Annotated in this window: 23 protein-coding genes and 3 tRNA genes; 6 read left to right on the forward strand and 20 right to left on the reverse strand. The window is 33.9% G+C overall.

Annotated elements, in window-relative coordinates; all coding sequences use genetic code 11:
• Positions 1-113: 113 nt before the first annotated feature.
• Positions 114-1,094, forward strand: coding sequence for an IS30 family transposase (locus tag Q73A0000_RS07315; RefSeq protein ID WP_193810852.1), 981 nt, complete (start codon positions 114-116; stop codon positions 1,092-1,094).
• Here the strand turns inward: Q73A0000_RS07315 and Q73A0000_RS07320 are convergent.
• Together Q73A0000_RS07320 and Q73A0000_RS07325 are read right to left on the reverse strand one after the other, a co-directional pair.
• Entirely contained in the window at positions 1,073-2,188 is a 1,116-nt protein-coding gene (locus Q73A0000_RS07320; protein ID WP_193813400.1) for a hypothetical protein, read from the reverse strand. The two genes, Q73A0000_RS07315 and Q73A0000_RS07320, sit on opposite strands and share 22 nt — an antisense overlap.
• Positions 2,185-3,870 (reverse strand): T9SS type A sorting domain-containing protein, encoded by a 1,686-nt coding sequence (locus Q73A0000_RS07325; protein ID WP_193813401.1) that lies wholly within the window; start codon positions 3,868-3,870, stop codon positions 2,185-2,187. The genes Q73A0000_RS07320 and Q73A0000_RS07325 overlap by 4 nt, the downstream gene beginning before the upstream one ends.
• A gap of 897 nt (positions 3,871-4,767) precedes the next feature.
• On the opposite strand from Q73A0000_RS07325, the gene Q73A0000_RS07330 reads away from it, so the two are divergent.
• The 5 genes from Q73A0000_RS07330 to Q73A0000_RS07350 all read left to right on the forward strand — a co-directional run bounded on the left by Q73A0000_RS07330 (position 4,768) and on the right by Q73A0000_RS07350 (position 7,549).
• Positions 4,768-5,226, forward strand: coding sequence for a nuclear transport factor 2 family protein (locus tag Q73A0000_RS07330; RefSeq protein ID WP_193813402.1), 459 nt, complete (start codon positions 4,768-4,770; stop codon positions 5,224-5,226).
• Between the two features lie 355 nt (positions 5,227-5,581).
• Positions 5,582-6,031: a phospholipase D family protein gene (locus Q73A0000_RS07335; protein WP_193813403.1), complete on the forward strand. Its 450-nt coding sequence runs from the start codon at positions 5,582-5,584 to the stop codon at positions 6,029-6,031.
• Positions 5,965-6,429 (forward strand): hypothetical protein, encoded by a 465-nt coding sequence (locus tag Q73A0000_RS07340; protein ID WP_193813404.1) that lies wholly within the window; start codon positions 5,965-5,967, stop codon positions 6,427-6,429. Before Q73A0000_RS07335 ends, Q73A0000_RS07340 begins: the two co-directional genes overlap by 67 nt.
• Before the next feature lie 181 nt (positions 6,430-6,610).
• The gene (locus Q73A0000_RS07345) at positions 6,611-7,147 is read left to right on the forward strand and encodes a hypothetical protein (RefSeq protein WP_193813405.1); all 537 of its coding nucleotides are present in this window, start codon (positions 6,611-6,613) and stop codon (positions 7,145-7,147) included.
• Positions 7,148-7,252: 105 nt separating this feature from the next.
• Positions 7,253-7,549, forward strand: a complete 297-nt coding sequence (locus Q73A0000_RS07350) for a hypothetical protein (RefSeq protein WP_193813406.1) — start codon at positions 7,253-7,255, stop codon at positions 7,547-7,549.
• A 135-nt stretch (positions 7,550-7,684) separates the two neighbouring features.
• On the opposite strand, the gene Q73A0000_RS07355 is transcribed toward Q73A0000_RS07350, so the two are convergent.
• From Q73A0000_RS07355 to Q73A0000_RS07440, 18 genes are all read right to left on the reverse strand, one after another.
• Positions 7,685-8,923 carry a site-specific integrase gene (locus tag Q73A0000_RS07355; protein WP_193813407.1) on the reverse strand — a complete coding sequence of 413 codons (1,239 nt, stop codon included), beginning with the start codon at positions 8,921-8,923 and terminating at the stop codon, positions 7,685-7,687.
• Positions 8,924-9,172: 249 nt separating this feature from the next.
• Positions 9,173-9,246: transfer RNA gene (locus Q73A0000_RS07360), tRNA-Asp, on the reverse strand.
• A gap of 69 nt (positions 9,247-9,315) precedes the next feature.
• Positions 9,316-9,389, reverse strand: a tRNA-Asp gene (locus Q73A0000_RS07365).
• Between the two features lie 64 nt (positions 9,390-9,453).
• A tRNA-Asp gene (locus Q73A0000_RS07370) sits at positions 9,454-9,527 on the reverse strand.
• A gap of 217 nt (positions 9,528-9,744) precedes the next feature.
• On the reverse strand, positions 9,745-10,062 hold the full coding sequence (gene trxA / locus Q73A0000_RS07375) for a thioredoxin (protein WP_193813408.1): 318 nt from the start codon (positions 10,060-10,062) through the stop codon (positions 9,745-9,747).
• A 68-nt stretch (positions 10,063-10,130) separates the two neighbouring features.
• The gene (locus Q73A0000_RS07380; RefSeq protein WP_193813409.1) at positions 10,131-11,306 is read right to left on the reverse strand and encodes a cysteine desulfurase family protein; all 1,176 of its coding nucleotides are present in this window, start codon (positions 11,304-11,306) and stop codon (positions 10,131-10,133) included.
• A gap of 39 nt (positions 11,307-11,345) precedes the next feature.
• Entirely contained in the window at positions 11,346-11,933 is a 588-nt protein-coding gene (locus Q73A0000_RS07385; RefSeq protein ID WP_193813410.1) for an HAD-IB family hydrolase, read from the reverse strand.
• 58 nt (positions 11,934-11,991) lie between these two features.
• Complete coding sequence (locus Q73A0000_RS07390) at positions 11,992-12,717, reverse strand: SDR family NAD(P)-dependent oxidoreductase (protein WP_193813411.1); 726 nt, start codon at positions 12,715-12,717, stop codon at positions 11,992-11,994.
• 59 nt (positions 12,718-12,776) lie between these two features.
• Complete coding sequence (locus Q73A0000_RS07395) at positions 12,777-14,090, reverse strand: FAD-dependent oxidoreductase (RefSeq protein ID WP_193813412.1); 1,314 nt, start codon at positions 14,088-14,090, stop codon at positions 12,777-12,779.
• Positions 14,087-14,974, reverse strand: a complete 888-nt coding sequence (locus Q73A0000_RS07400) for a decaprenyl-phosphate phosphoribosyltransferase (protein WP_193813413.1) — start codon at positions 14,972-14,974, stop codon at positions 14,087-14,089. The genes Q73A0000_RS07395 and Q73A0000_RS07400 overlap by 4 nt, the downstream gene beginning before the upstream one ends.
• A gap of 92 nt (positions 14,975-15,066) precedes the next feature.
• On the reverse strand, positions 15,067-15,759 hold the full coding sequence (locus Q73A0000_RS07405) for an OmpA family protein (RefSeq protein WP_193813414.1): 693 nt from the start codon (positions 15,757-15,759) through the stop codon (positions 15,067-15,069).
• A 19-nt stretch (positions 15,760-15,778) separates the two neighbouring features.
• Positions 15,779-16,258 carry a lipocalin family protein gene (locus Q73A0000_RS07410; RefSeq protein ID WP_193813415.1) on the reverse strand — a complete coding sequence of 160 codons (480 nt, stop codon included), beginning with the start codon at positions 16,256-16,258 and terminating at the stop codon, positions 15,779-15,781.
• A gap of 106 nt (positions 16,259-16,364) precedes the next feature.
• On the reverse strand, positions 16,365-18,092 hold the full coding sequence (locus Q73A0000_RS07415; RefSeq protein WP_193813416.1) for a S8 family serine peptidase: 1,728 nt from the start codon (positions 18,090-18,092) through the stop codon (positions 16,365-16,367).
• Between the two features lies 1 nt (position 18,093).
• A complete protein-coding gene (locus Q73A0000_RS07420; RefSeq protein ID WP_193813417.1) occupies positions 18,094-18,705 on the reverse strand; it encodes a WbqC family protein in 612 nt (203 codons plus the stop codon).
• Positions 18,706-18,949: 244 nt separating this feature from the next.
• Positions 18,950-20,602: a signal peptidase I gene (gene lepB / locus Q73A0000_RS07425; RefSeq protein WP_193813418.1), complete on the reverse strand. Its 1,653-nt coding sequence runs from the start codon at positions 20,600-20,602 to the stop codon at positions 18,950-18,952.
• Between the two features lie 106 nt (positions 20,603-20,708).
• A complete protein-coding gene (gene dapB / locus Q73A0000_RS07430; protein ID WP_193813419.1) occupies positions 20,709-21,410 on the reverse strand; it encodes a 4-hydroxy-tetrahydrodipicolinate reductase in 702 nt (233 codons plus the stop codon).
• 268 nt (positions 21,411-21,678) lie between these two features.
• On the reverse strand, positions 21,679-22,308 hold the full coding sequence (locus tag Q73A0000_RS07435) for a DUF5683 domain-containing protein (RefSeq protein ID WP_193813420.1): 630 nt from the start codon (positions 22,306-22,308) through the stop codon (positions 21,679-21,681).
• Positions 22,308-23,195 (reverse strand): ParB/RepB/Spo0J family partition protein, encoded by an 888-nt coding sequence (locus Q73A0000_RS07440; RefSeq protein WP_193813421.1) that lies wholly within the window; start codon positions 23,193-23,195, stop codon positions 22,308-22,310. Before Q73A0000_RS07440 ends, Q73A0000_RS07435 begins: the two co-directional genes overlap by 1 nt.
• Between the last annotated feature and the right edge of the window lie 46 nt (positions 23,196-23,241).

Raw genomic sequence — 23,241 nt, forward strand, 5'->3', positions numbered from 1 at the left:
GCAACGGTTAATAAAAGACTGCTGGGATAGCTTCTGTTCCTAGGAACAGAAGCTATCCCAGCAGTCGGCGAAAAATTTCATCTTATCTTTGGGTTGCAAAACTCTAAAAACAGATGGCTCATTTAACGTTGGAACAAAGATACCAAATAGAAACTTATAGAAGTACTGGAATCAGCATTTCTGAAATAGCCAACTTTGTAGGCAAAGACAAAAGTGTAATTTCCAGAGAAATCAAGCGAAATGCGGATCAAAGAAGTGGGACATACAAAGCAAAATTAGCCGATAAAAAGGCTCAAAATAGGCATCAAATAAAAAGGAAAAAATGCTCATTAACAGCAGAGATAGAAGTGAATATTTTGTGTTATTTGATTAAGGATTATAGCCCAGAACAGATCGTGGGTAGATCTAAAGTTGATAAGGTAAGTATGGTATCTGGTGAAAGAATTTACCAATACATTTGGGAAGATAAACGCAGAGGAGGTAAATTGTATCGGCATCTTCGAACCCAGGGAAAGAAGTATAAAAAAAGAGGTCATTTAAAAGACAAAAGAGGTCTTATTGTTGGTAGAGTGGACATTAGTCAGCGCCCTTCAATAGTTGAAAAGAAGAATAGATTAGGAGATTTAGAAATAGATTTGGTCATAGGGAAAGATCACAAAGGAGCCTTACTAACTATTAATGACAGAGCCTCTGGTGTACTATTTATGGGAAAAGTAGGTAGTAAAGAAGCTGCTGAAATTGAGAAGAAAACCATCGAGTTATTACAAGATTGGAAACCTCTGATCAAAACTATAACCTCTGACAATGGAAAAGAATTTGCAAATCATCAAGCGATAGCAGAAGCACTCAATATAAGCTACTATTTTGCCAAACCATACCACAGTTGGGAAAGAGGAGCGAATGAAAATTTGAATGGATTAATAAGACAATATTTTCCTAAAAAGCATAACTTTGAAAATATCACAAAAGAACAAATACAAGATGTAACTTATATTTTAAACAATAGACCTAGGAAAAGATTTGGGTACAAAACGCCCAATGAAATATTTGCCGAACAACTAAATAATTTTGATCATGTTGCATTTATTACTTGAATCCACCGAATGTTAAACATCCAGAATGGACTAGTCCATATTGATGAAATTCCGCTGCTTGTAATATGAGAGCCACCTACAGATCCTTCATATTTATGTTTTTCAGAACTAACTGTTTGATTAATATATTTATGAATGTCGAATGAAAAAGCGACCTGATTCATATCAGAGACGTAAGGCAAAGTGTTGTATTGTTTGCAATAATTAGATTCGATACCGTAACCTAATCGATCCTGATTATAAGTGTAAACTACTTGCTGACCACTTATTAATTCAATTTTGAAGAGATACCAAGAAAGAATAGTTAAATTTGGAGTTTGTAGTCCTCCAGGATTATTTGCAGTGGCTTCTTTGCCTAGAGAACTGCTCACTTCCAAATTGTCAAAAGAGCCTCCAAAATGATATTTATTACCTCTTCCATCTGTAATTACAAATACAGAACTTAGAGGATTACAATCAGTTTGCTCTGCTACATTTTGTTGGGTATATCCTGACAAATCTATTGTCAGATTTTGATCATTGCTTGTTACTAAAGGCTTTCCATCATTTCCTATATAGAAATAACCACTGATCCCCCAAAAATTAAAATTATATTTATCTGAAGAAAGTTCTGCATATTTACCGTGATATCCTAAATAAATTCCATACGTATCTTGGGCTGTATGTGGCAAACTTGACGCTAAATAATTATTGTTAAAAATATCATGATTGGTTTTTCCAACTTTAATTGCAGCCAAAAAACCTTGTAATTCACTGCTGTCATTACCTATAAAATCATCCGAAACACCCCTAATTTCTCGTGAAATCACACCTGAATTATTGATATTCCAGTTCAATCCCGCATAACCAGATTTTTTTGCTGGTAGAAAACCTGAAGAATCATAGGAGAGATTAATTTGAGAAGAAATATCACCCACATTCAAGTCAAATAGCGGGATATTAAAATCCAAACCTCCTGTAAATTTGTTTATAGGTATGTTTCCACTTCTCTCGAAAGCGGCAGTTTCAGGTGATTTTATATTTAAAATACTGGATTGAGAATAAACAATTGTAAAAGGACATAATATAAGTATTATATTAAAAAACATTTTCATTTCTTCACAATTTTAGTATTAACGGATTTATTAGGAGTCTTCGCAGTCACAATATAAACTCCCTGCGGCAAAGCGGCAGTATCAATTTTCGTCACCTTATTTTTTGTTTTAATTTTTTGTATTTGTCTTCCACTCATATCATGAAGCGTAATTTGCGCTTCACCTTTTAATTCAAAACCTATTTCTACATAAGCGTAATCATCCACAGGATTTGGGTAAATACGGATATCTTGTTTCTGAAGGAGATTATCCAAATCTTTGTCACCAAGTTTTAAAATTTTCCAGTTTTCCTGTCCTAATTCTTCTGCACTTGTTCCTGCTAACAGAAATGTTCCGTCCGTTTGCAATTTTGCAGATACCAAACGTTCTTCCTTCTTTTTAGATGTACCTTCCACATGTTTGCGCCATTCTTCTTTTCCTTCTGCATTAATATAAAGCATCCAAAATTTCTCATCGTCGGTTTGTATCTTGCCTTCTGCTTGTGTGTAACCACCCAATAAAAATCCTTTGTCTTCGCTAAAGTTGTCTTTATTGGTTTTTCTAATGACATTAGCACTCATCAAAACATCTCGGTTTCCGAAACTATATGTTTTTTGCCACAATTCATTTCCATTTTTATCCAAAGAGATCAACCACAAATCCGTTCCCTCCTCAATATTCTCTCTTTTATTTCCGGAAGAGTTACTTCTGCTTTCTCCGCCAATTAAATATCCTTTGTCTGTAAACACTATGGTTTTGGGATGGTCATCAGCACTTCCACCATACGTTTTTTGCCATTCAACATTGGCATTCTTGTCTAATTTCACAATCCAGTAATCTCCCTCGCCAAAATTCTCTTCTGTTTTACCGAAAATAGTTGTTGATTGTTGGTTATCGGTTTTTGGTTTAAGAGATGCCAATAAATCAACTGCTTTGTTTTCAGTATTCGCTTCATCTGTTTCTAAAGGATTGAAAATCTTATTTTCTGTTTTCCCGGAGGTGGAATACATCAAAAGAACGCTTCCTCCATCTGGAGTAGCAATCATTTCTTGTACTTCATCTAAAGCATTTCCACCGAGAATAGTGGTGTTGATGAGTTTTCCAGTTTTATCTAATTTGGAAATAAAAATATCTTTCGAACCGAACAAATTTTTATTAGAATTAATATTTCCGGCAACAAAGAAACCCTCATCTAAAGATTGGGTTACTGCCGCAGCTTCATCATTATTTTTTGTTCCTAATGTTTTTTGCCACAGTTCTTCGCCATCTTCATTCAGACGGATCAACCAAACATCTGCACCACCAATATTATTATCTTTTTTATCAAGGGATTGATTGGAATAGGACGTTCCTGTTAGTAAGAATCCGCCTTCTCTGGTCGTGGTAGTCGAAACGAGATAATCATGTTTTGAACCACCAAAGTGTTTATCCCAAAGAATATTTCCTTCTTGTGAAAGTTTTAGTAAACGGTAATCATAGCCTGCATTTGTAGAAGTTGCACCACTAGTACTAACACCCGACAATTTTGATTTTTGAATAGCACTTCCAGAAAGTACAATTTGCCTGTCCAAAGTAATGGACATGGTCGAGAGAAAATCCTGAGTAGAAGATTTTATATCTTTCTGCCACAAGGTTTTGGTTTCTTGTGCGGAAACCGAGAGTATGGCGAAAAGAAATAATACCCCAATGTAGAGTTTTTTCATAGGTTAGTTTTTCAATGCCGAAAGTAGCTATAAATAGTAATATGAAAAAGGACAAAATGATCATTTTATCTCTATTCGGAAATTACAATTGAACAGTGAAGCGCTTTTTCGCAGTAACAATCTGTCATTAAGCAGCATAATAACTAAACAAGGAAAGCTTGATTTTTGTCAGTTTTACAAAACACCTGTTGTATTTTGTAAAATACTGTTCGGCTCACCAATATAATTTCGATAATAACTTCCTTTTCTTCACCAAAACCGAAACGTTCAACATCAAAATCACGAGTTCAGAAAATGTTTTAAGGAAAAGGGCTTTCTTTATGATCAATTTATCTCGAACTGCATTAAACATAGTAGCCAATGAAAACACCTTAAAAAAACCCTTTAAAGAAAACTGTTGAAATGTTTGAAAGACAATTGCAGGCAGCAAGAAAGGATTTACTAGAAATTGTTAAGAATAATATCGCACGCAATGATTAAGTTGTTATATCGGACTCAAAATGGTTGAAAAACTCTCATTTCTAATTAATAAAATACACCACCATTCGGACGCAAGGTACACCACTTATTCCGAGACAAAGTTTACCACTTAATTGCATTATTCAAGAAAAAAATGCGAATTATATTTTTTAATGATTCATTAAAAAATAGTGAAAAGAAAATACTGGGGAAACTGATAAAGAAATTAATACACAAAACTAGAAACTGCCGATAATATATTCTACACTCGGATACGAAATTTTTATCGAAGATTTTTGGGATTAATTAAGTTTCTTACAAGTAGAAAGTTTTCGTATTTTTATCCCGCGTGCGGAAATACCCAACCGTAAGCAATCAGACTAAAAAACATCGACAATATTAATAAATTAAGCCCTTACCAAACAAATTTAAGATGCTATGAGAAAAATATTATCCTTATTAACTTTGACTTTTATATTAATCGGCTGTAACAATCAAACAAAAGAAAAAACTATGGAGACCTCTACAAATGAAAAAATAGTAAAACAATATTTTGAACATTTTAATAATCACGAATGGACAAAAATGGCTAATATGTATGCTGAAACTACCGATTTTAAAGATCCATCACTAGGACAAGGAATAGTAAAACAAACAAGACAACAAATTGTAGAGAAATATTCCGAGCTCCATAAAGTTTTTCCAGACCTTCACGATCAGGTTATTCAAACTTATCCTTCTGGTAACAAACATATCATTGTAGAATTTGTATCAAGTGGTACAGCACCCGACAACTCAAAATTTGAATTACCTATTTGCGTTATTTTCACGATTGAAAACGGACTCATAACAAAAGATTTTTCCTATTTTGATAATTTTGAAGAGAAAGAACAATAAATACATCATAACAAGCCCGAACCGCTAATGACTGAACTTTAGCTGCACTCCATTCTTTTGCGCCTTGGGTCATTTTGTCTGAAAGGCATGGAATGAAAGCCTGTTGAACGGAATGGGATCCCCTATTCTCCGAAGTTTTTTTCAGATGTTTTTTTTCCGAAGATATTGATGGAAATATATTACGCCAAATAAATTTATTAACTTCAATTATCACTAATATTATCATCAAAATGGCTTTATCCTTTCTCCCGAATCAGAATTGAAAAATTTCCATTTTAGACTCCCATAAAATGCAAATATTTTTTATATATTTGATCTAATAACCTAAAGAACATTACGTAATTAAAAACAATACATGGCGACATTCTTAACAGGAAATGACTTAAATGCTCAATTAGAAAATCTTTTTGAATATGCTGACGATTATATAATACTCATCTCTCCATACATCAAACTTCACGACAGATACGCTTCTGCATTGAAAGCCAAAAAGGACAATCCCAACCTTAAAATTACTGTAGTATTCGGGAAAAATGAAGATGACTTTTCAAAAAGCATGAAGCAAGAAGATTTTAATTTTTTCAAAGACTTTCCTAATATAGAAATTCGTTATGAAAAAAGACTTCATGCAAAATACTATGCTAATGAAAGTGCAGCAATCTTGACCTCAATGAATCTTTACAATTTTTCGCAAGACAACAATATTGAAGCAGGAGTACTTACCAATAAAAAGGAATATTGGAAAGCTTTACCAGTCTGGACACTTTGGAAAATGATGCCGCTGGATATTTTCAACGGGTTATAGAGCAATCCGATTTACTTTTTCTTAAAGAACCAAAGTTTGAAAGCACGAGGTTAGGGTTTTCAAGAAGTTATACAAAGTCTATAATTGAAACGGATAAATTGTCTGACTTTTTTGATAACAAACTTAAGACTGATACTTTCGTTAAAAAGGAAACCTTTATTCCTAAACAGCTGACAAAGGTATTGGGTTTTTGTATTAGAACTGGGAGGCAAATTCCATTCAATTCAAAACTTCCAATGTGTGACACCGCTTTTCAAAGTTGGAAAAAATTCAACAACGATGAATACCGTGAGAATAACTGTCATTTTTCAGGTGAACCATCCAATGGTGAAACAAGTTTTTTAAAACCAATTCTTAGGAAGAACTGGACAAGAGCAAAAGAAACAAATAAATTCTAAAAAAGTTAACATATAGGGCTAATAACTAAGTTTTCGTTTAGGCCTATGAGCAGGAAATGAAAAAATAATTAACGAGATCCTCGGGAGAGATTTCCTTTAGACTGAGCAGCTACGGCTTTAGTATATTTTCTACTACCATAATAGCGTTATCACCAATTATAAATCAAGATTAAATTGAAATATGTACACCTTTTCACCTTCTTTTTCCAGATTTATTGTACAAAGAGAAGCAGATAATGATTCGAAAGAATATATCTGCGAAATTTTAAAATTGTTAGATGATAATTTTGAATTAAATTTCTTAAATTCCATTCTCAAAAGATATAGCATCCAAAAAATTGAAGACATCAAATTAGAGTCTTTAGATCTGCTGATCTCTTATGCAAATTTTATTTTGAGAGACAATCTCATTTCTAAAAATGAAATTCAGGATTTTTCAATACTAAAAAGGGTATTTAGGATTAAAGAAGGAGATTTTATAAAGTTCAAAAGATTTGAAGTGAACGAAATAGTAAAAAAAGAATTTATTAGAATCTATTCTGACAATTTCATTGATGAAAATGAGCAACTATTGAATCTGAACCTTCAATCATTATTCGATTTAAGCTACGATGAATTTGAACATATAAAAAAGGATGAAGTTATATTTTCAATGCGACAAGGTGCGGATCCGAAAGATTTGGATATTGCAAAAATCCCGGTCGAATTCAAAAGCTAGTAAGTCTTCTGTCATTTTTCTTTATATCTTAAAAAAAAGCAATGAAAAATCAAAACTTACAAAGGCACAGATCATATAAAGTCTAAAAAAACGATAATATTTAAAATGAAAATGAAAGTTTCTTTTACATTTCGGGATGGTTTGCCGAATTTAACGATTGAAGAAAAAAATTCTGAACAGAGTTTAAGTTTGTCACGTAAATTAAAGGAAAGACCAATTAGAATTTCGTGTGTTCCCGTTATAGGAATGAAAATTATGATCAATTCATTTTACTACTCCTATAAATTAAAAAATGAGGAAGCGCTTATGTGGGATAAGTCCTTTGATGCAGATGAAAACGTTTCTTTTGAAATTTATTCTATAGGTATTCATAAAAAGCATTTAGAATTATTTTTAAAATAATATGTTTGGTTTAATTAATTTTAATAAATCCACACAAGAATTTACTAACTCAAATGTTACTAGGAATATGAGTAGATATAAAAGACTGAAAGGATATAAGTTTTTCAAACCGTCAACCTAAAATGGCAATAAAAATCATCCAATTTGTTTCATTTGCTCCTTGTTTCCTAACACTATTTTCAAGTCATTCATATCTGCACTTACTTTCGCATCCAAAATTTTAGCATAATGCTGAGTGGTTTTTATGCTCTTATGACCAAGCATTTTACTTACACTCTCAATTGAGACTCCATTAGAAAGAGTAATTGTCGTCGCAAAAGTATGACGAGCGATGTGATAAGTCAACTCTTTATTTACACCACAAATATCGGCGATTTCTTTTAAATAAGCATTCATTTTCTGATTACTCAATATAGGCAGTAATCTACCTTTATTAATACAGATTGGATTCGCTTTATATTTTTCAATAATCTTTTCTGCCTGAGAAAGCAAAGGGATATTAGAGGTCGTTTTGGTTTTTTGGCGTTTGGTAAAAATCCATTTATTGTTGTCTAATCCTATTGTGACATTATGCTCTGTAAGTTGCTGTGTATCTATATAAGCTAGACCCGTAAAGCAACTAAACAAAAAAATATCACGAACCAAAGATAACCTCTCGTTTTTAAAATTCTTAACCAAAAGCATCTCTATTTCCTCTTCATTGAGAAACATTCTTGTTACTTCATCAAACTTCGAATGGTAGTTCAAAAAAGGGTCTCTTTCCATCCAACCATTAGCAAGACAGATGCGAATGATTTTTCCGAAATTCTTGATATATTTTACAGCAGAATTATTATTGCAGGATTTTTCAGTCCGAAGAAAGAATTCAAAGTCGTTAAGAAAACCATAATCAATTTTTTTAATGTCAATGTCAGAAATATTATACTTCCATTTCAAAAACTCTTTGGTATGCTTTATAGTGGTTTTATAACGAACTAATGTCCCTTGGGCAAATTCCTTCCCTACTAGCTTCTCCATTCGATCATTATGATCTTGAAAAATAGGAATAAGCGTTCTGTTGAGTTCTCCTCTACCCAATAACTTATTTTTAAGAGCTTCACAAGTCACTGTTTCTTTATCTCTCATCAACCCATGATAAGTCTCGTAAACTTTTTGCTCAAATGTTTTTAGATAAAAATTAAGCGATCTGCTTTCTTCTGAAGAGCCATTGACTTTCCGCATCGCAGAACTCCATTTTAAAGGCTGTACTGTCCGTTTTGTGCTGATCTCGGATATTTTGCCATCAATTGTAATTCGTAAATAAATAGGAGCCTCTCCTGTAGAATTGACTTTAGTTTTTTTTACATAGAAAAGTAAATTAAATGTCTTGTTCATTTTGTGTGACTTTAAAGATTTTAAAATTAACTTTACCAAAACCTTATCACAAGATATTCAGTTTATGAACTAGCTCGTGATAAGGTTTTCTCTGAGTTTCCAGTGACCTATTTCAACCTGTTCAACAGGTCACTGAATAGGTCACTTTCAGAATGTAATTTTTTGACTCTCTTTGCAGTAGGCACAAAACAAAAAATGCTGTAAAACATATGTTTTACAGCATTTTGTACTACTTTGATATTGTAGTTGCGATCCGGACGGGATTCGAACCCGCGACCTCCGCCGTGACAGGGCGGCATTCTAACCAGCTGAACTACCGGATCATTTTTTTGAAAAAGTATTGATCAACTTTTATAGGAACATTTATAAATTACTGATGATTAAAAAAAAAGCGATCCGGACGGGATTCGAACCCGCGACCTCCGCCGTGACAGGGCGGCATTCTAACCAGCTGAACTACCGGATCTTTTTTTTAAAAGTAATTGATAAACTTAATCTGTTTTTTATAGACTACCAATAATCTATAAATGCGATCCGGACGGGATTCGAACCCGCGACCTCCGCCGTGACAGGGCGGCATTCTAACCAGCTGAACTACCGGATCATTTTACCATTAATTAACTGAATTCAAAACCGTCTTATTAACTCTGGCGAGCTGACTTGCGATTTTTAATGAGTTGAATTATCAGATTTTTTAGTTTGTAAGAACTCCTTTCTTTTTGGTGAGTGCAAAAGTACGTTTTTTATTGCACCTTGCAAACAATATTTAAAAAAAATGCTTTCCTAATCAGGAAAGCACTCATTGTCAAGCAATTTATTTTTTATAAATGTGCTGATAATTTTTCAGCAATCACTTCTTTTGAAGCAACACCTACGATTTTATCAACAACTTCTCCATTTTTGAAAATCAAAACTGTAGGAATATTTCTAATTCCGTAGTCTACAGAAACCTGTTGGTTGTTATCTACATCAACTTTTCCTACTACTGCTTTTCCTTCGAAATCAGTCGCTACTTCTTCGATAATTGGTCCAAGTGTTCTACAAGGTCCACACCATACTGCCCAAAAATCTACCAATACCGGTTTATCTGAATTCAAAACCATTTCCTGAAATGATTGATCTGTAATTTCTAATGCCATTTTTTATATATTTTTAATATTAATTTTCAGTACAAATTTACAATATTCTTGTTAATTTAACTCCTTGTCTATCTATGCTCAACATTTGCTTTTTCTATTTGAAAGCTCTCTGCGATTTCTTCTACCGCATTGACCAAAGCATCAATGTCTTCTTTGGTTGTAAAGTGGCTGAAAGATACTCTTAGAGGTGTCGTATGATCCATTTCCTCTTCATCTACCACCATCATCATTACCATGGACGGTTTAGATGCTCCTGAAGAACACGCACTTCCTTGTGAAATTGCGATTCCTTTCATGTCTAACTTTAACCCAATCATTGGATCTTTGAAAGGCAACAAAACGCTTAATACTGTATAAAGACTGTTGTCCATTTCAGCACTTCTTCCGTTGAATTTAACGCCTTCAATTTTCTGAGAAAGTTGATCGATCGTATATTGTTTAATCTCCTTAATATGATTAGCATAACTATCCATATTTTTAAGATAAATTTCTAAAGCTTTTCCTAAACCTACGATTCCGCAAACATTTTCTGTTCCTGCTCTTAAGCTTCTTTCTTGTGGACCACCGGTAATAATTCCTTTTAATCCTGAAGCTTTTCTTATGAATGCAAAACCACTTCCTTTTGGTCCGTGGAATTTGTGTGCACTGCAAGAAGCAAAATCTACTGGGATATCAGAGAAATCCAAATCCATATGTGCCATTGACTGTACCGTATCAGAATGGAATAATGCATTATTTTCTTTGCACATTTTAGCTACTTTCTTAATATCAAGAAGGTTTCCAATTTCGTTATTGGCGTGCATTAAGGTCACCAAAGTTTTTTTGTCAGAACTTTTTAGCAGATTTTCTAATTGTTCTAAATTGACATCTCCTTTTTTGTCAGGACGAAGATAAGCCACTTCAACTCCTCTTCTTTTCTTCATATCCAAAACCGTTTCGGCCACACATTTGTGTTCAAGCGGCGAAGTAATAATTCGCTCTACCGCCAAATGATCGACACACGATTTTATGATCATGTTATTAGATTCTGTCCCACAAGAAGTAAAAATTATTTCTGCCGGAGTCACTTTTAGATAATCTGCAACATCTCTTCTTACGTTTTCGATCAGTATTTTAGCTTCCTGACCAAGACTATGAGTTGATGACGGGTTACCATAATTGTTTTTCAAAACATCTACCATTGCATCGATAACCTCCTCGGAGAGCGGCGTAGTCGCAGCATTATCCAAATAAATTTTATTCATTTTTACTTTTACTTTTTTAGATTTTTTCAGAGTTTAAAATTAATGAAAAAATTTAAACTGACCTTCATTTGCCCAATCTAACATTTCTTTATCGCCAGAAGTATCTCCAAAAGCGATGGTTTTATCATATTTTTTACCCGAAATGATTTCCTTAATTCTATTTACTTTTTCAATTCCATTACAGTTATTTCCAACAAAATTGCCGGTGAAAATATCATTTTTAAACTCTGCCTGCGTTGCAACGAGATTCATTTTAAATTGATCTGCAAAAGGTTTCACCCAAATATCAAGCGAGGCAGAAACGATGTAACAATCCGTATGAGTATGATCGATATTTTTAATGAAATCCAAAGCATTTCCTCTAACAATTTCAGGATAATATTGTTCAAAAAACTGCTGTGATTTTTTTTCAATTTTCGCTTTAGATTGACCTTTAAGAATGGAAGAAATAAAACTCTTCTTCACTTTCTCAGCATCTAAAAGTTTCATTTTCAACAAAGTAAAAAGCGGAATATGTTTAATAAACTGAATTCTAAATTTCGAAGCATTATAAAATTTAAGATACAGAAACATGGTGTCACTGTATGTTAACGTTCCATCAAAATCAAAGCAATATAATTTTTTCATTATTTAAAAATTCAGTATCAATTAATTCTCTGTAAACTACAAATTATCTTTTATAGTATTAAAGTTTTAATTTCTTAAAAATAAACTCTGGAATATTTTTAATAATCAACATGATAACGCTCCAAATCGGTAAGACATAAACAATGTTTTTCTTGCTTTTATAGGCTTTATAAATTGCTTCTGCTGCTTGTTTTGGGCTTGCAGTTAATTTGGGATTCAGCGGTAAACCTTCCGTCATTTTAGTTGCCATAAAACCAGGCTTTACCGTAAGAACATGAACTTTATTGGCAAACAGATAATTTCTTAATCCACTTAAGTAAGCAGTTAAACCTGCTTTTGCACTTCCGTAAATAAAATTACTTTGTCGTCCGCGTTCACCAGCAACAGAAGAAAGTACGATCATTGTTCCTGATCTTTGTCGCTCCATTTTATTGGCAAAGAAATTAAGAACTGGAATTAATTTCGCATAATTGATATCGATGATTTTCTCCGTATTTCTATTATCGTAAAGTCCTTCTTCGGTACCTTCACCAAGATATCCTGTTGCGCAAAAAAGAAGTTCAGAATCAATTTCGTCAAAAGTCGTATAATCGATTGGTTTCAATAAATCGAGTTCGATAATCTCTGATTGCTGAACAAATTTCACCTCAAGATGTTTTGCAAATTTCTCTGTGGTTTCTTTGTTAGAAGTGAAAAGATATATTTTCGAAAATTTGTCACCGGCACTTAAAGTCTTCTCAACAAATGCCTGTGCAACTTCTGAATTGCTTCCTAAAACGATCATAGTTTATTTTGTAATTTCTGGATATGAATTTCTGGATAGAATTATCTTCTGAAAATTCATTAGTTATTTTGAATTCTCTTTTGCTGCATCGAAACAAATTTCGGATTCTGAACATTTTGCAGATAATTCGTCAATGATGATTTGCTCATCGAATCTTTGGTTAAATAAATTCTGCCGCCAAATTCCTCTACGATATCGTCAAGTTGAGCTACCAGTTTCTTCAATTTTTTATTGACTTTAAAATCCAAAGCCAAAGTATAACCTTCCATCGGAAAGGAATTGTATGCTTCTACATTGTCTTTACCGAACAATTTTAAGACAGCGAGGAAAGATCCGTTTCCACTTTTAGCGATGGTTTCCAGAATCTTCTTCATTCCTTCTTTACCTTTCTCTTTTGGAATGACCATTTGATATTGAATAAAACCATTTTTACCATAAATCCGATTCCAGTCACTGACCACATCCAGAGGATAAAAAAACGTTTCGTAATGCACGAAATTTTTGATTTCTTTTTTACGCTGCTTACTGTAATACAAGTAGTTAAATAATTTAACCGTCAAATTATTTAAAATAAAATTGGGAAGATAGAAAGGAATTGAGGGACTGTTGATTTTCTTTAGCTTTAAAGAATTTTCCTGTAATTTCTTGGGCAATTCATGTTTAAAAGCATGCTCGCCGCGCATCATAATACTTCTCCCTAAATTTTTATCTTTTTGAAGACAATCAATCCAAGCAACATTATACGTCCAAGATTCACTTTCATCAAATAATTTAAAAATCTCATCTAAATTTTCTGCTTTGATGCTTTCTTGACGAATATAAGTGCTTTCAATATTTTTTAATTTAAATTTTGCCGAGAGGATAATTCCGGTTAATCCCATTCCACCAATTGTTGACCAGAATTTATCAGCATTCTCAGTTTTGGAACAATTTAGGATTTCTCCTTTTTCGTTCATTAAAGAAAATTCGATTACATATTCTGAAAAACAACCTTCTGCATGATGATTTTTACCATGAACATCGGAAGCGATTGCACCACCAACCGTAATAAATTTAGTGCCTGGAGTTATAAAAAGAAAATAACCTTGAGGAACGATTACTTCTAAAACATCCGAAAGCAAGACGCCGGACTCACATTCAATGATTCCATTTAAACGGTCGAAACTGATGAATTTATTTAGTCTTTTGGTAGAAAATATATTTTCAGAAAGTGCTGCGTCACCGTAACATCTGCCATTTCCTCTGGCTATGATATCATGATTATGGCGGACGTAATCTCTAATTTTAGCAGACGAATCTTCGGACTTCATTTCCTTTTCCACCACTGGGAAATTTCCCCAATTCGTTACGGTCTGTTTATAATTTGGTTTCATTTCTTGAAATAAATTTGTAATAAAAACGCCGCCAACCAAAGCACTAAGGTGACTTGAATGTATCTGTCTTTGTAAATAATTTTGGTAGGAGATTCGGTTTTGTTATAAACCAAAGTTTGCTGTAAATAGCGTAAAAAAGCAAATACAACAAAGATTACCGTATAAAAAACTCTTGGATGGAATCGCTGCTGCACTTCTGGAGAAAGCGTAAACATCAAGTAACATACGATTGCTAAAGCACAACTGATAGAAAGTGCAATATCCGCGAACTGTACATTATAGCCGTCGAGTGATTTTCTTGTTCTACCTGATATTTGAGCATTAATGAGTTCTCCTCTTCTTTTACCAATTGCTAAAACTAACGCCAAAACAAATGTCAGCAAAATTGCCCATTGTGAAATTAAAATTCCGGTTGCGTAACCGCCAGCTAAAACCCGAAGGACAAAACCAATCGAAATAATCATGACATCAACTATTGCAACGTGTTTTAATTTAAACGTATATGCTAAATTCATGACGAAATAAAAACCTACAATACTTGCAAATTTCCAGAGATTATCTAATAAGAAATCTCTGCTCAGGAACATTAAAACAAAAATCAAAGTCAACAAAATCACTAAAATAATCTTAGCTTTTGATTTTGAAATTTCTCCACTTGCTAACGGACGGTCTTTTTTTTCCGGATGTTTTCTATCGGATTCGATATCTGAATAATCATTAATGATATAAATACTACTCGCTACCAGAGAAAAAATAATAAAAGCAAAAACACTTTTTAGCAATAAGTCATAATGGGTAATATTTCCCGAAAAAAATAGCGGTAAGAAAACAAATAGATTTTTGACCCATTGCTCTACGCGAAGCAGTTTTAAATATTTCTTCATTCATGTAAAATTCAGTTGTAAAATTAGTGAATTTTAAATAAAAAAAATCCGCCGAAGCGGATTGTAAATTCTGGAATATGATTTAAAACGTACTAGTTATTACCAGCTGCATTAATCATATTTTCATTTGCTGTAATTGCAAATTCTACTCTTCTGTTTTGTGCTCTACCAGCATCGGTATCATTGGTAGCAACTGGATCAGCTTCACCCATTCCCATCGTATTCATTCTACTTGAAGAAACACCTTTAGATGCTAAGTAGCTTTTTACTGCCGCAGCTCTTCTGTCAGAAAGGGAAAGGTTATAAGAGTCGGTTCCTTTACTATCTGTATATCCGTAAATATTAATATTGGTATCTGGATTATTTGCTAAAACGGTAGCTAATTTATTAAGATTTACTTTTGCATCAGAGGTAAGGTCTGATGAATTAAATGCAAAGTTAACCATGTTTTCTTTCATCGTTACTTTGATTCCTTCCCCTACTCTTTCAACTTCTGCTCCTGGTAAAGTTTCTTTGATTTCTTTGGCTTGTTTATCCATTTTGTTACCGATAACGTTACCGGCTACTCCACCAACTACTCCACCAAGAACAGCTCCCAGAGGTGCGTTTCTACCTCTACCTAAATTATTTCCAAGAACTCCACCTAATACTGCTCCTGCGGCAGCACCGATTACAGTTCCTTTTTGTTGATTATTTGAGTTTTTTACTGCTTCACAACTGGTCATTGTCAACATTGATGCTGAGATAAACAAAGCTGCGATGTTTGTTTTATTAAAAATTTTCATAAGTTTATTTTTGATATTATTATTTCATTGAAGTTCTTTCGAAGTTGTAAACAACTCTTACATTGTCTCCACCTGAAGGAATATTTTGTTCCAGACTAAATTGATCTGCGGTTTGACTAATTAAATTTAATGAATATCCAGCAGTGACCGCTTTTGCTTTAGTGCCTTCCATTAATTTTTTGAATTTGAATTCATTACCATTGGTTACTTCAAACTTAATTGGCTGCATTACACTTGGGCAATCTCCACCACCATTTATGGTGTAAGAACCTGTCCAGTTATTTGGAACCAATTTCCAGTGACTACCAACAAAACATTGTGCATCTGCACCTTCGTCAAATGGCTTTACTTTATAATTGTTGTCATAGTTCACACTGGTAATTTGCCAGTCACCTTTCAATTTTAAAAAATCTGCCCGGTCTGACTGAGCTGTTTTTGCTGTAGAACATGAAACAGTCATTGCTGCTCCGATAATTCCTGCTAATAATAAATTTTTCATAGTCGTGATAATTAATTATTTTAGAAGTACAAAAAACCGTGCCAATTAAATTAAAACACAAAAAAAACCCGAATTATCGGGTTTTAACTATATGAATTTAATCATATTACTTTTTAACAGCTTTTCTTTTAACAGCTTTTTTCTTTATGGTAGAAGGTTTTGCTTTCAAAGGAGCTGAATTAGCTGAGGCTTTGTAGAAGTGAGTGTAAGCATATTCTGCTGCTTTTTTCAAATCGATTACTCCACCCGCTTCAGAAATCATATCGAATCTGTTATTGGTATTGGAATTAATCATTGCATTCACAGTGGACTTATTTGAGGTCTTCACTAATGACTCAATCATTTCAGCTGGAGTTAAATTTGGCATATAAGCAAGTAAAACAGCTGCAGCACCTGCAACTACTGGAGATGCCATTGAAGTACCTTGAAGATATTCATATTTACCATCTGGTACAGTAGAATAAATTTTTTCACCTGGTGCAAATACGTCAACCAATTTTTTATTATAATTGGAGAAACCAGCTCTTAAAAACTCATTATCATTGGTAGAAGCTCCTACAACAATCATATTATTAATAAAAGGTTTTGGGTCGGTAACATTTTTAAAGTTCGTTGGAAAGTAAACGTGTTCAGCGATGTCCTCATTTTCGTTTCCAGCAGCTTTCACTAAAAGAACTCCTTTAGATTCTGCATATTTGAAGGCATCCCAAACAACATCTTTTCCTGGCGAAACTGGTTTACCAAAACTCATATTTAATATTCTCGCACCATTATCTACGGCATATCGAATCGCGTTTGCAACATCTTTATCTCGTTCATCACCATTTGGAACTGCACGAACCGTCATGATTTTCGCGACTTTATAACCTACTCCATATTGCACCTCATTTCCTTGAGGAAGACCGGCAATGATTCCAGCAACGTGAGTTCCGTGTTGTGCATCTGGACCTTTGTAGTGGTTATTACCATAATTTTTTTCAGCATAATCGTCATAATGATCTCCAACGATTGAAGCTCTTGGATCATAATCCAAATTATATTGTTTCAAAGCTTGTGGCTCATAATAATCCAAAGCTTCTTTCATCTGAGCTTCTAAAAACTTCTGCACTTCAGCTGGAGATTTTCCTGCAACAGACGGATCTTTACTAATTTGTCCTAAAACTTGAGCAGCCATCGCCTGTTCTGGTGTTGTTGGTTTAATTGAAACTACAACATCCGGAGTTAGATTTTGACCGTTTAACATTGCGATCATTGAAGGAATCATGTCTGAAATCCTCTTATAGGTTTCGTAATTCTGTTTTGCCTCAACGCTTTTTTTGGTGAAAATTTCTTTTGACTTCATGTACATGTCAAACTCTGCCGGCATTTTTGCTTGATTCGCTTTGTTCTGTGCAGAATTTGGTCCTTCAAAAACCGACTGGTATTTTTTAACAACACGAGTTACCTCCATGTTATCTACATCGATATCACCGTTTTTTCCACCAATGAAATTCCAGCCGTAGATGTCGTCGATATAACCATTCCCGTCATCATCAATCCCATTACCTGGAATTTCATTCACGTTTCTCCACATATTTTTGATAAGACCTGGATGTTCAACATCTACTCCACTATCTAAAACTCCAACAATTACTGGTTTTGGTTTTAAGCCTTTTGATTCTAAATATTTGTAAGCATTCTGAGTATTTACGCCATAAACATTAGATGATGCAAAATCCTGATGATACCAAGTCATCAAATTTTTATCTTGCATTGGATCTAACGGAGCAGCAGTTTGTTGCGCAAAAACTGCAAAGCCGGTCATAAAATACGCGGCAATTAATATCTTCTTCATCTTATTTAAGTTTAATATTTCTAATATAGGTCATCGATTCTGGGCCTTTGTTACAAATAAGGTCAATTATAGATAAGTCTTCTAAAAAACCATACTTATCTGAAAAAGACTGATAATAGTCTTCCATTTGAAAAGCGGTTTCTGATTTTGCTGAAAACTGATCTCGATAACTGAGTTCCTTTGGCTCTTTGAAGAACTCCTCATTCAAAGAATATGCCTTTTCTGTTTTCAGAATTTTCTGAATCACTTTTAAAGCATTAAGATTAAATTCTAATAATGAAGTTGATTTAAAATTAAAAATTCCCTCCAGTTGATCTTCGTAATAATCGAAATACGGAGAAGATTGATAAGCGGTCTTTATGGACTTCCAGTGAAGTTGTTGCCACTTATCCCGTGTTGAAGTTTGAATATCTTTTAACAACCGACTTCCGCTATGATTCATTGGAATGATCAATGATAGCTTCCCATTTGCTCCATAGATATTGGCTCTGTTTCGAAAGGTTTGTTTGGGGAAACTTTCGTACTGTTCGAAAATAATCTCTGCATCTTCTTGTAAAAAAATGGAAAACCACGAAACTGGTGGAAGATAAAATACAGGTAATAAAATGGCCATTGTTATAATACTATTTTTGTTAAAAACGTGCTGCTAAAAGTCAAATGAATGGTTATCCCAAAACAGGAAAGAATAAATTATACGTTTATAATTTATTCTTTCCTAAAAAGTTTTTCAATATTCAACAACTCTTGATTGGTGAACTGAATCCTAGCCCCGATGGAAGCGGCATCCTTTTTTTTGCGTTGGATTTAGCCTAGGCAAAAAAGATATAGCGGACAGCGGGATTAAGCTCCTAAAAAAATTAATTCTCTTCTTCTTCTTTCTTTCTAAAGAATTTCATGATGAAATCCCAACCGAAAAACAGCCCAAGAATTAAGACCGCAACCCACCAGTAAGAGGTTTTGTGCAGTTCGCCAGTGTTGGTTGCTTTGAACATTCTGTCCCAACGAATTTTGGTGTCAGCCTGATAAGTAGAACCGCTGTCTTTGAAAAGTCCCTGAACACTCATCCAAGTAAACATGGGTGATCCAACGATATTCTCTTCTGGAACGAAGCCGAAAAATCGCGCATCTAAAGAGGCATCACGGTTATCACCGATCATCATATAATAATCCTGCTGAATGGTGTATTGAGTCGCTTCTTTGCCATCTATAAAGATTTTACCGTTTTTATTTTCTAAATGATGGTGTTCATATTCAGAAATAATCCACTGATATTCTGGTAATGTTTCTTGATTTAAAATTACCACATCGCCTTTTTTCGGAATTCTTAAAGGTCCGTACCAATCCTGATTCCACTTTTTATTGATAGGAAAGATAGATTGTGTGGTATCGATATTTTTGGTGTAAGCGTCTCTGGCTGCATTTACTTTGTAAGAAACCGCCGCAGAATCTTTGGCCCAAATATGTTCTTTCATTTCGATAATCTGTGGAAGCGCTTTTATTTCCTTCGCTGTTTTATCGGTCAACCCCTGAAAATCATACATGAAACCATTTTGAGTCTGAATTTCCTGAACCGGTAAAAAGCCATAGATTTTATACAAAGCCGGAATGTCTAATTGACTTCCAGTGGTGGCAATATATTTGTGCTGAAGTTGCTGATCTCCCAAAATAACTTCTGGTTGTCCGTTAATGAAAAGCCTTCCTGCTCTCATTTCCATAAGATCGCCGGCGACAGCGACACATCTTTTTACGTAAGGATCTTTTCGATCAATCGCAGTGTGAACCGAATCTTGCGGATAATTAAACACTACGATATCATGTCTCTGCGGTTTCTTTAACTGCAAAATTCTGGTGTACGGAAGTTTGATGGCATCCACATAAGATTTTGGGTCATCTTTCGGATTCCCTTTTTGTCCTGTATCCGAGATCGTTCCTTGCAAGAAAGGTAATGCAACTGGGCGCATCGGCATTCTAAAACCGTAAGACCATTTATTTACAAATAAGAAATCTCCTACCAAAAGTGTTCTTTCCATGGAACCTGTCGGAATCCCAAAAGGTTGAGTTACAAAAACGTGAATAACCGTAGCAAATACTACAGCGAAAGTAATTGAACCCGTAAAAGTATCTTTCTTTTTGGCTAATTTTTCTTCGTCTGTTAAATATAGATCGTCCTCTTTTTCAACTTCTGCATCTTTGGAATAATTCACCACCGCCAAATAAATAAAAGGAAGGAAGATTGTCAACAAAGTCTGCACAAAAGATTTTTTTCCGAAATGTCTCATCAAAAACAAATGGAAAGCAGTCATCATGATCGGTCCGATAATCGGAACGTAAGATAAAATTACCCACCACTTGGAATGCTCGGTTTCTTTTAAAATGATGAAGTAATTATAAAAAGGCACAAACGCAAATAGCGGATTGTAACCCATTTTTTTGAAAAGTTTCCACGTAGAAATCCCCATTATTACAGAGAGAATGACGACGTAAATTAAATAAGTAAGAAAGTAATCCATATTGTATTGCTTATCGCTATTAGTTTATTTTATTTGAAAATTGTTACAGAACATGAGTAATTAGTGATGAGTAATAAGTAATTGCTCATTGCTTATTATTCATTGCTTATGAAAAGAGAACATCGTTCATGGTGAAATTTCCTGTTTTGCCGATGATCCATTCGGCGGCAATTACGGCTCCGACTGCAAAACCATTTCGATTGAAAGCAGTGTGTTTAATTTCAATTTCATCAACATCGCTTTTGTAGTAAACGCTGTGAGTGCCGGGAACTTCATTTTCTCTGATGGCAAAAATACCGAGTTCTTTATTTTGAGTTTCCTCCAATTTCCAGGCATCGAATCGGTTATCATTTTTAATGATTCCTTCCGCTAAAGAAATGGCAGTTCCGCTTGGTGCATCTTTTTTATGGGTATGATGAATTTCTTCGAGTTGAACGTTGTATTCCGGAAATCCTTTCATCAAGTTAGCCAGTTTTTCATTCAAAGCGAAAAATAAATTCACGCCTAAAGAAAAATTAGAACCGTATAAGAAAGCAGTATTATTCTGAAGCGCAATTTTCTCGATTTCAGGTTTTTGATCGAGCCAGCCTGTTGTTCCACAAATGACAGGGATTTTATTTTCCAGGCATACTTTAATATTCTTAAAAGCTACTTCAGGATTGGAGAATTCGATTACTACATCTGGATTATTCAGATTTTCTAAAGTTGGAGTTTCGCTTAATTTCGCTACAACTTCGTGACCTCTTTTTGTGGCAATTTCATCAATGATATGCCCCATTTTTCCGTAACCAACAAGTGCTATTTTCATATCTTTTAACGCAGTGCGTTTTTATTATTAAATGAATATTCTTTAGTTAAAATTTTATTTTAATAAAAATCAACAACTTATATTTATAACCACAAAGTCACAAAAGATTAGTTTAAAAAAGAGATCAATAAAAGTTCATCAAGGGAAAATCTTCAGATTTTCTTAAGTTTTGTGGACTTTTAAAATATTTTTTCCAAAAAGACTTTGTGGTTTTTAATTTTTATAGTAATCTAATTCCATTTTATGTATTGTAATAATTTTTCTTTTATTAAAAATTATAACTCAAACTTAAACCTGCTTTAGAATTCACCTTTCCGAATTCATCGAAAATAATGGTGGGTTTTAAAGCTAAATCAGGATCATGTCTTCCTTCGTATAAATGCGCATCTACGACTGCATCTACGATTCCTAAAACATAAATTAAACTGGTAATTGCAATCGCATAATCCCTTTGTCGTTTAACCCGATCTTGCGTTCGTCCTAAAACTTCTTTGGTCACGCCGGGAATATTGGAAAACTCATGTGGTTGTCCATTTAACTCAGCGACAAAAGCTTCTCTGTAACGGTTGTATTGTTTTTGATTCCAAAGTGTTACGCCAACTCCAGTTCCGATTGCGCCCCAAACGATTGGGATTTTCCAGTATTTCTTATTGTAATATTGTCCTAATCCTGGTAAAATCGCAGAATATAATCCGGCTTTTGTAGGATTAAATTTCATTATTCCAGCAGGAGCATTGGAATCTTTAATATTGGTAAGCATTTCAATTTCAGACGGGACTTCTTTTGCAGAAACTGAATCTGTAGGATAATTTTCAACACGAATAGTATCTTTCGGACTGATTTGTGCGAAAGTCATCATTGAAAATAAAACCAAAAATATAACAGTAAGCTTTTGCATTATTTAAAGTGTGCGAGAATTTGTTCTAATTCTTCTTCGTTTTTGAAATCCAGAACTATTTTTCCTTTTTTACCGTTAGCAGCCGTTTTTATTTCTACTTTAACTTCTAAAATATCGGCTAAATTTTTCTCAACTCTTTTGAAATTATTAGAGAGCTCTGTTTTGTTTTTCTTGACATCAGCTTTAGGATTCTTCAACAAAATGGCTTCCTGTTCGGTTTGACGAACACTTAAACCATGTTTTAAAATCTTGTCAAAAAGCTCTTTTTGTTTTTGTTCATCTTCAATGCTGATAATGGCTCTACCGTGACCGGCGGAAATTTCACCACTTCTAATCGCATTCTGGAAATCAGGATTCAGTCGCAGTAAACGAATTGAATTGGTAATTGTACTTCTTTCCTTGCCGACTCTCTGACTTAAATTATCTTGAGTCATTCCGATTTCTTCGAGCAATCTTTGATAAGTTAAAGCAATTTCGATGGCATCTAAATCTTCTCTTTGAATATTTTCAACCAAAGCCATTTCAAGCAATTCCTGATCATTGACCAATCGAATATAAGCCGGAACACTTTTTAAACCCGCAATTTTACTCGCTCTAAAACGTCTTTCTCCAGAAATAATTTCAAATCTATTCCCTTCTTTTCTTAAAGTAATCGGTTGAATAACACCCAAAGCTTTGATGGACAGCGCTAAATCATTCAGGGCTTTTTCATCAAAATAGGTTCTTGGCTGTGTTGCATTCGGATCAATATCTTCTAAAAAGACCTCCATAATATTGCCGACAAATTTGTCTGCACCTTCATCTGTTGCGGAGTTAACAGTCGCTTTCGATTCGGCGCTTAAAATCGCACCTAATCCACGTCCCATTGCTCTTTTCTTGTCTTTCATTCTTAAAATATTTTCTTGATTTTTAAAGTTTAAATAAAATTAAACC

This window comes from Kaistella flava (ex Peng et al. 2021) (assembly GCF_015191005.1).
GTDB classification, from domain to species: domain Bacteria; phylum Bacteroidota; class Bacteroidia; order Flavobacteriales; family Weeksellaceae; genus Kaistella; species Kaistella flava.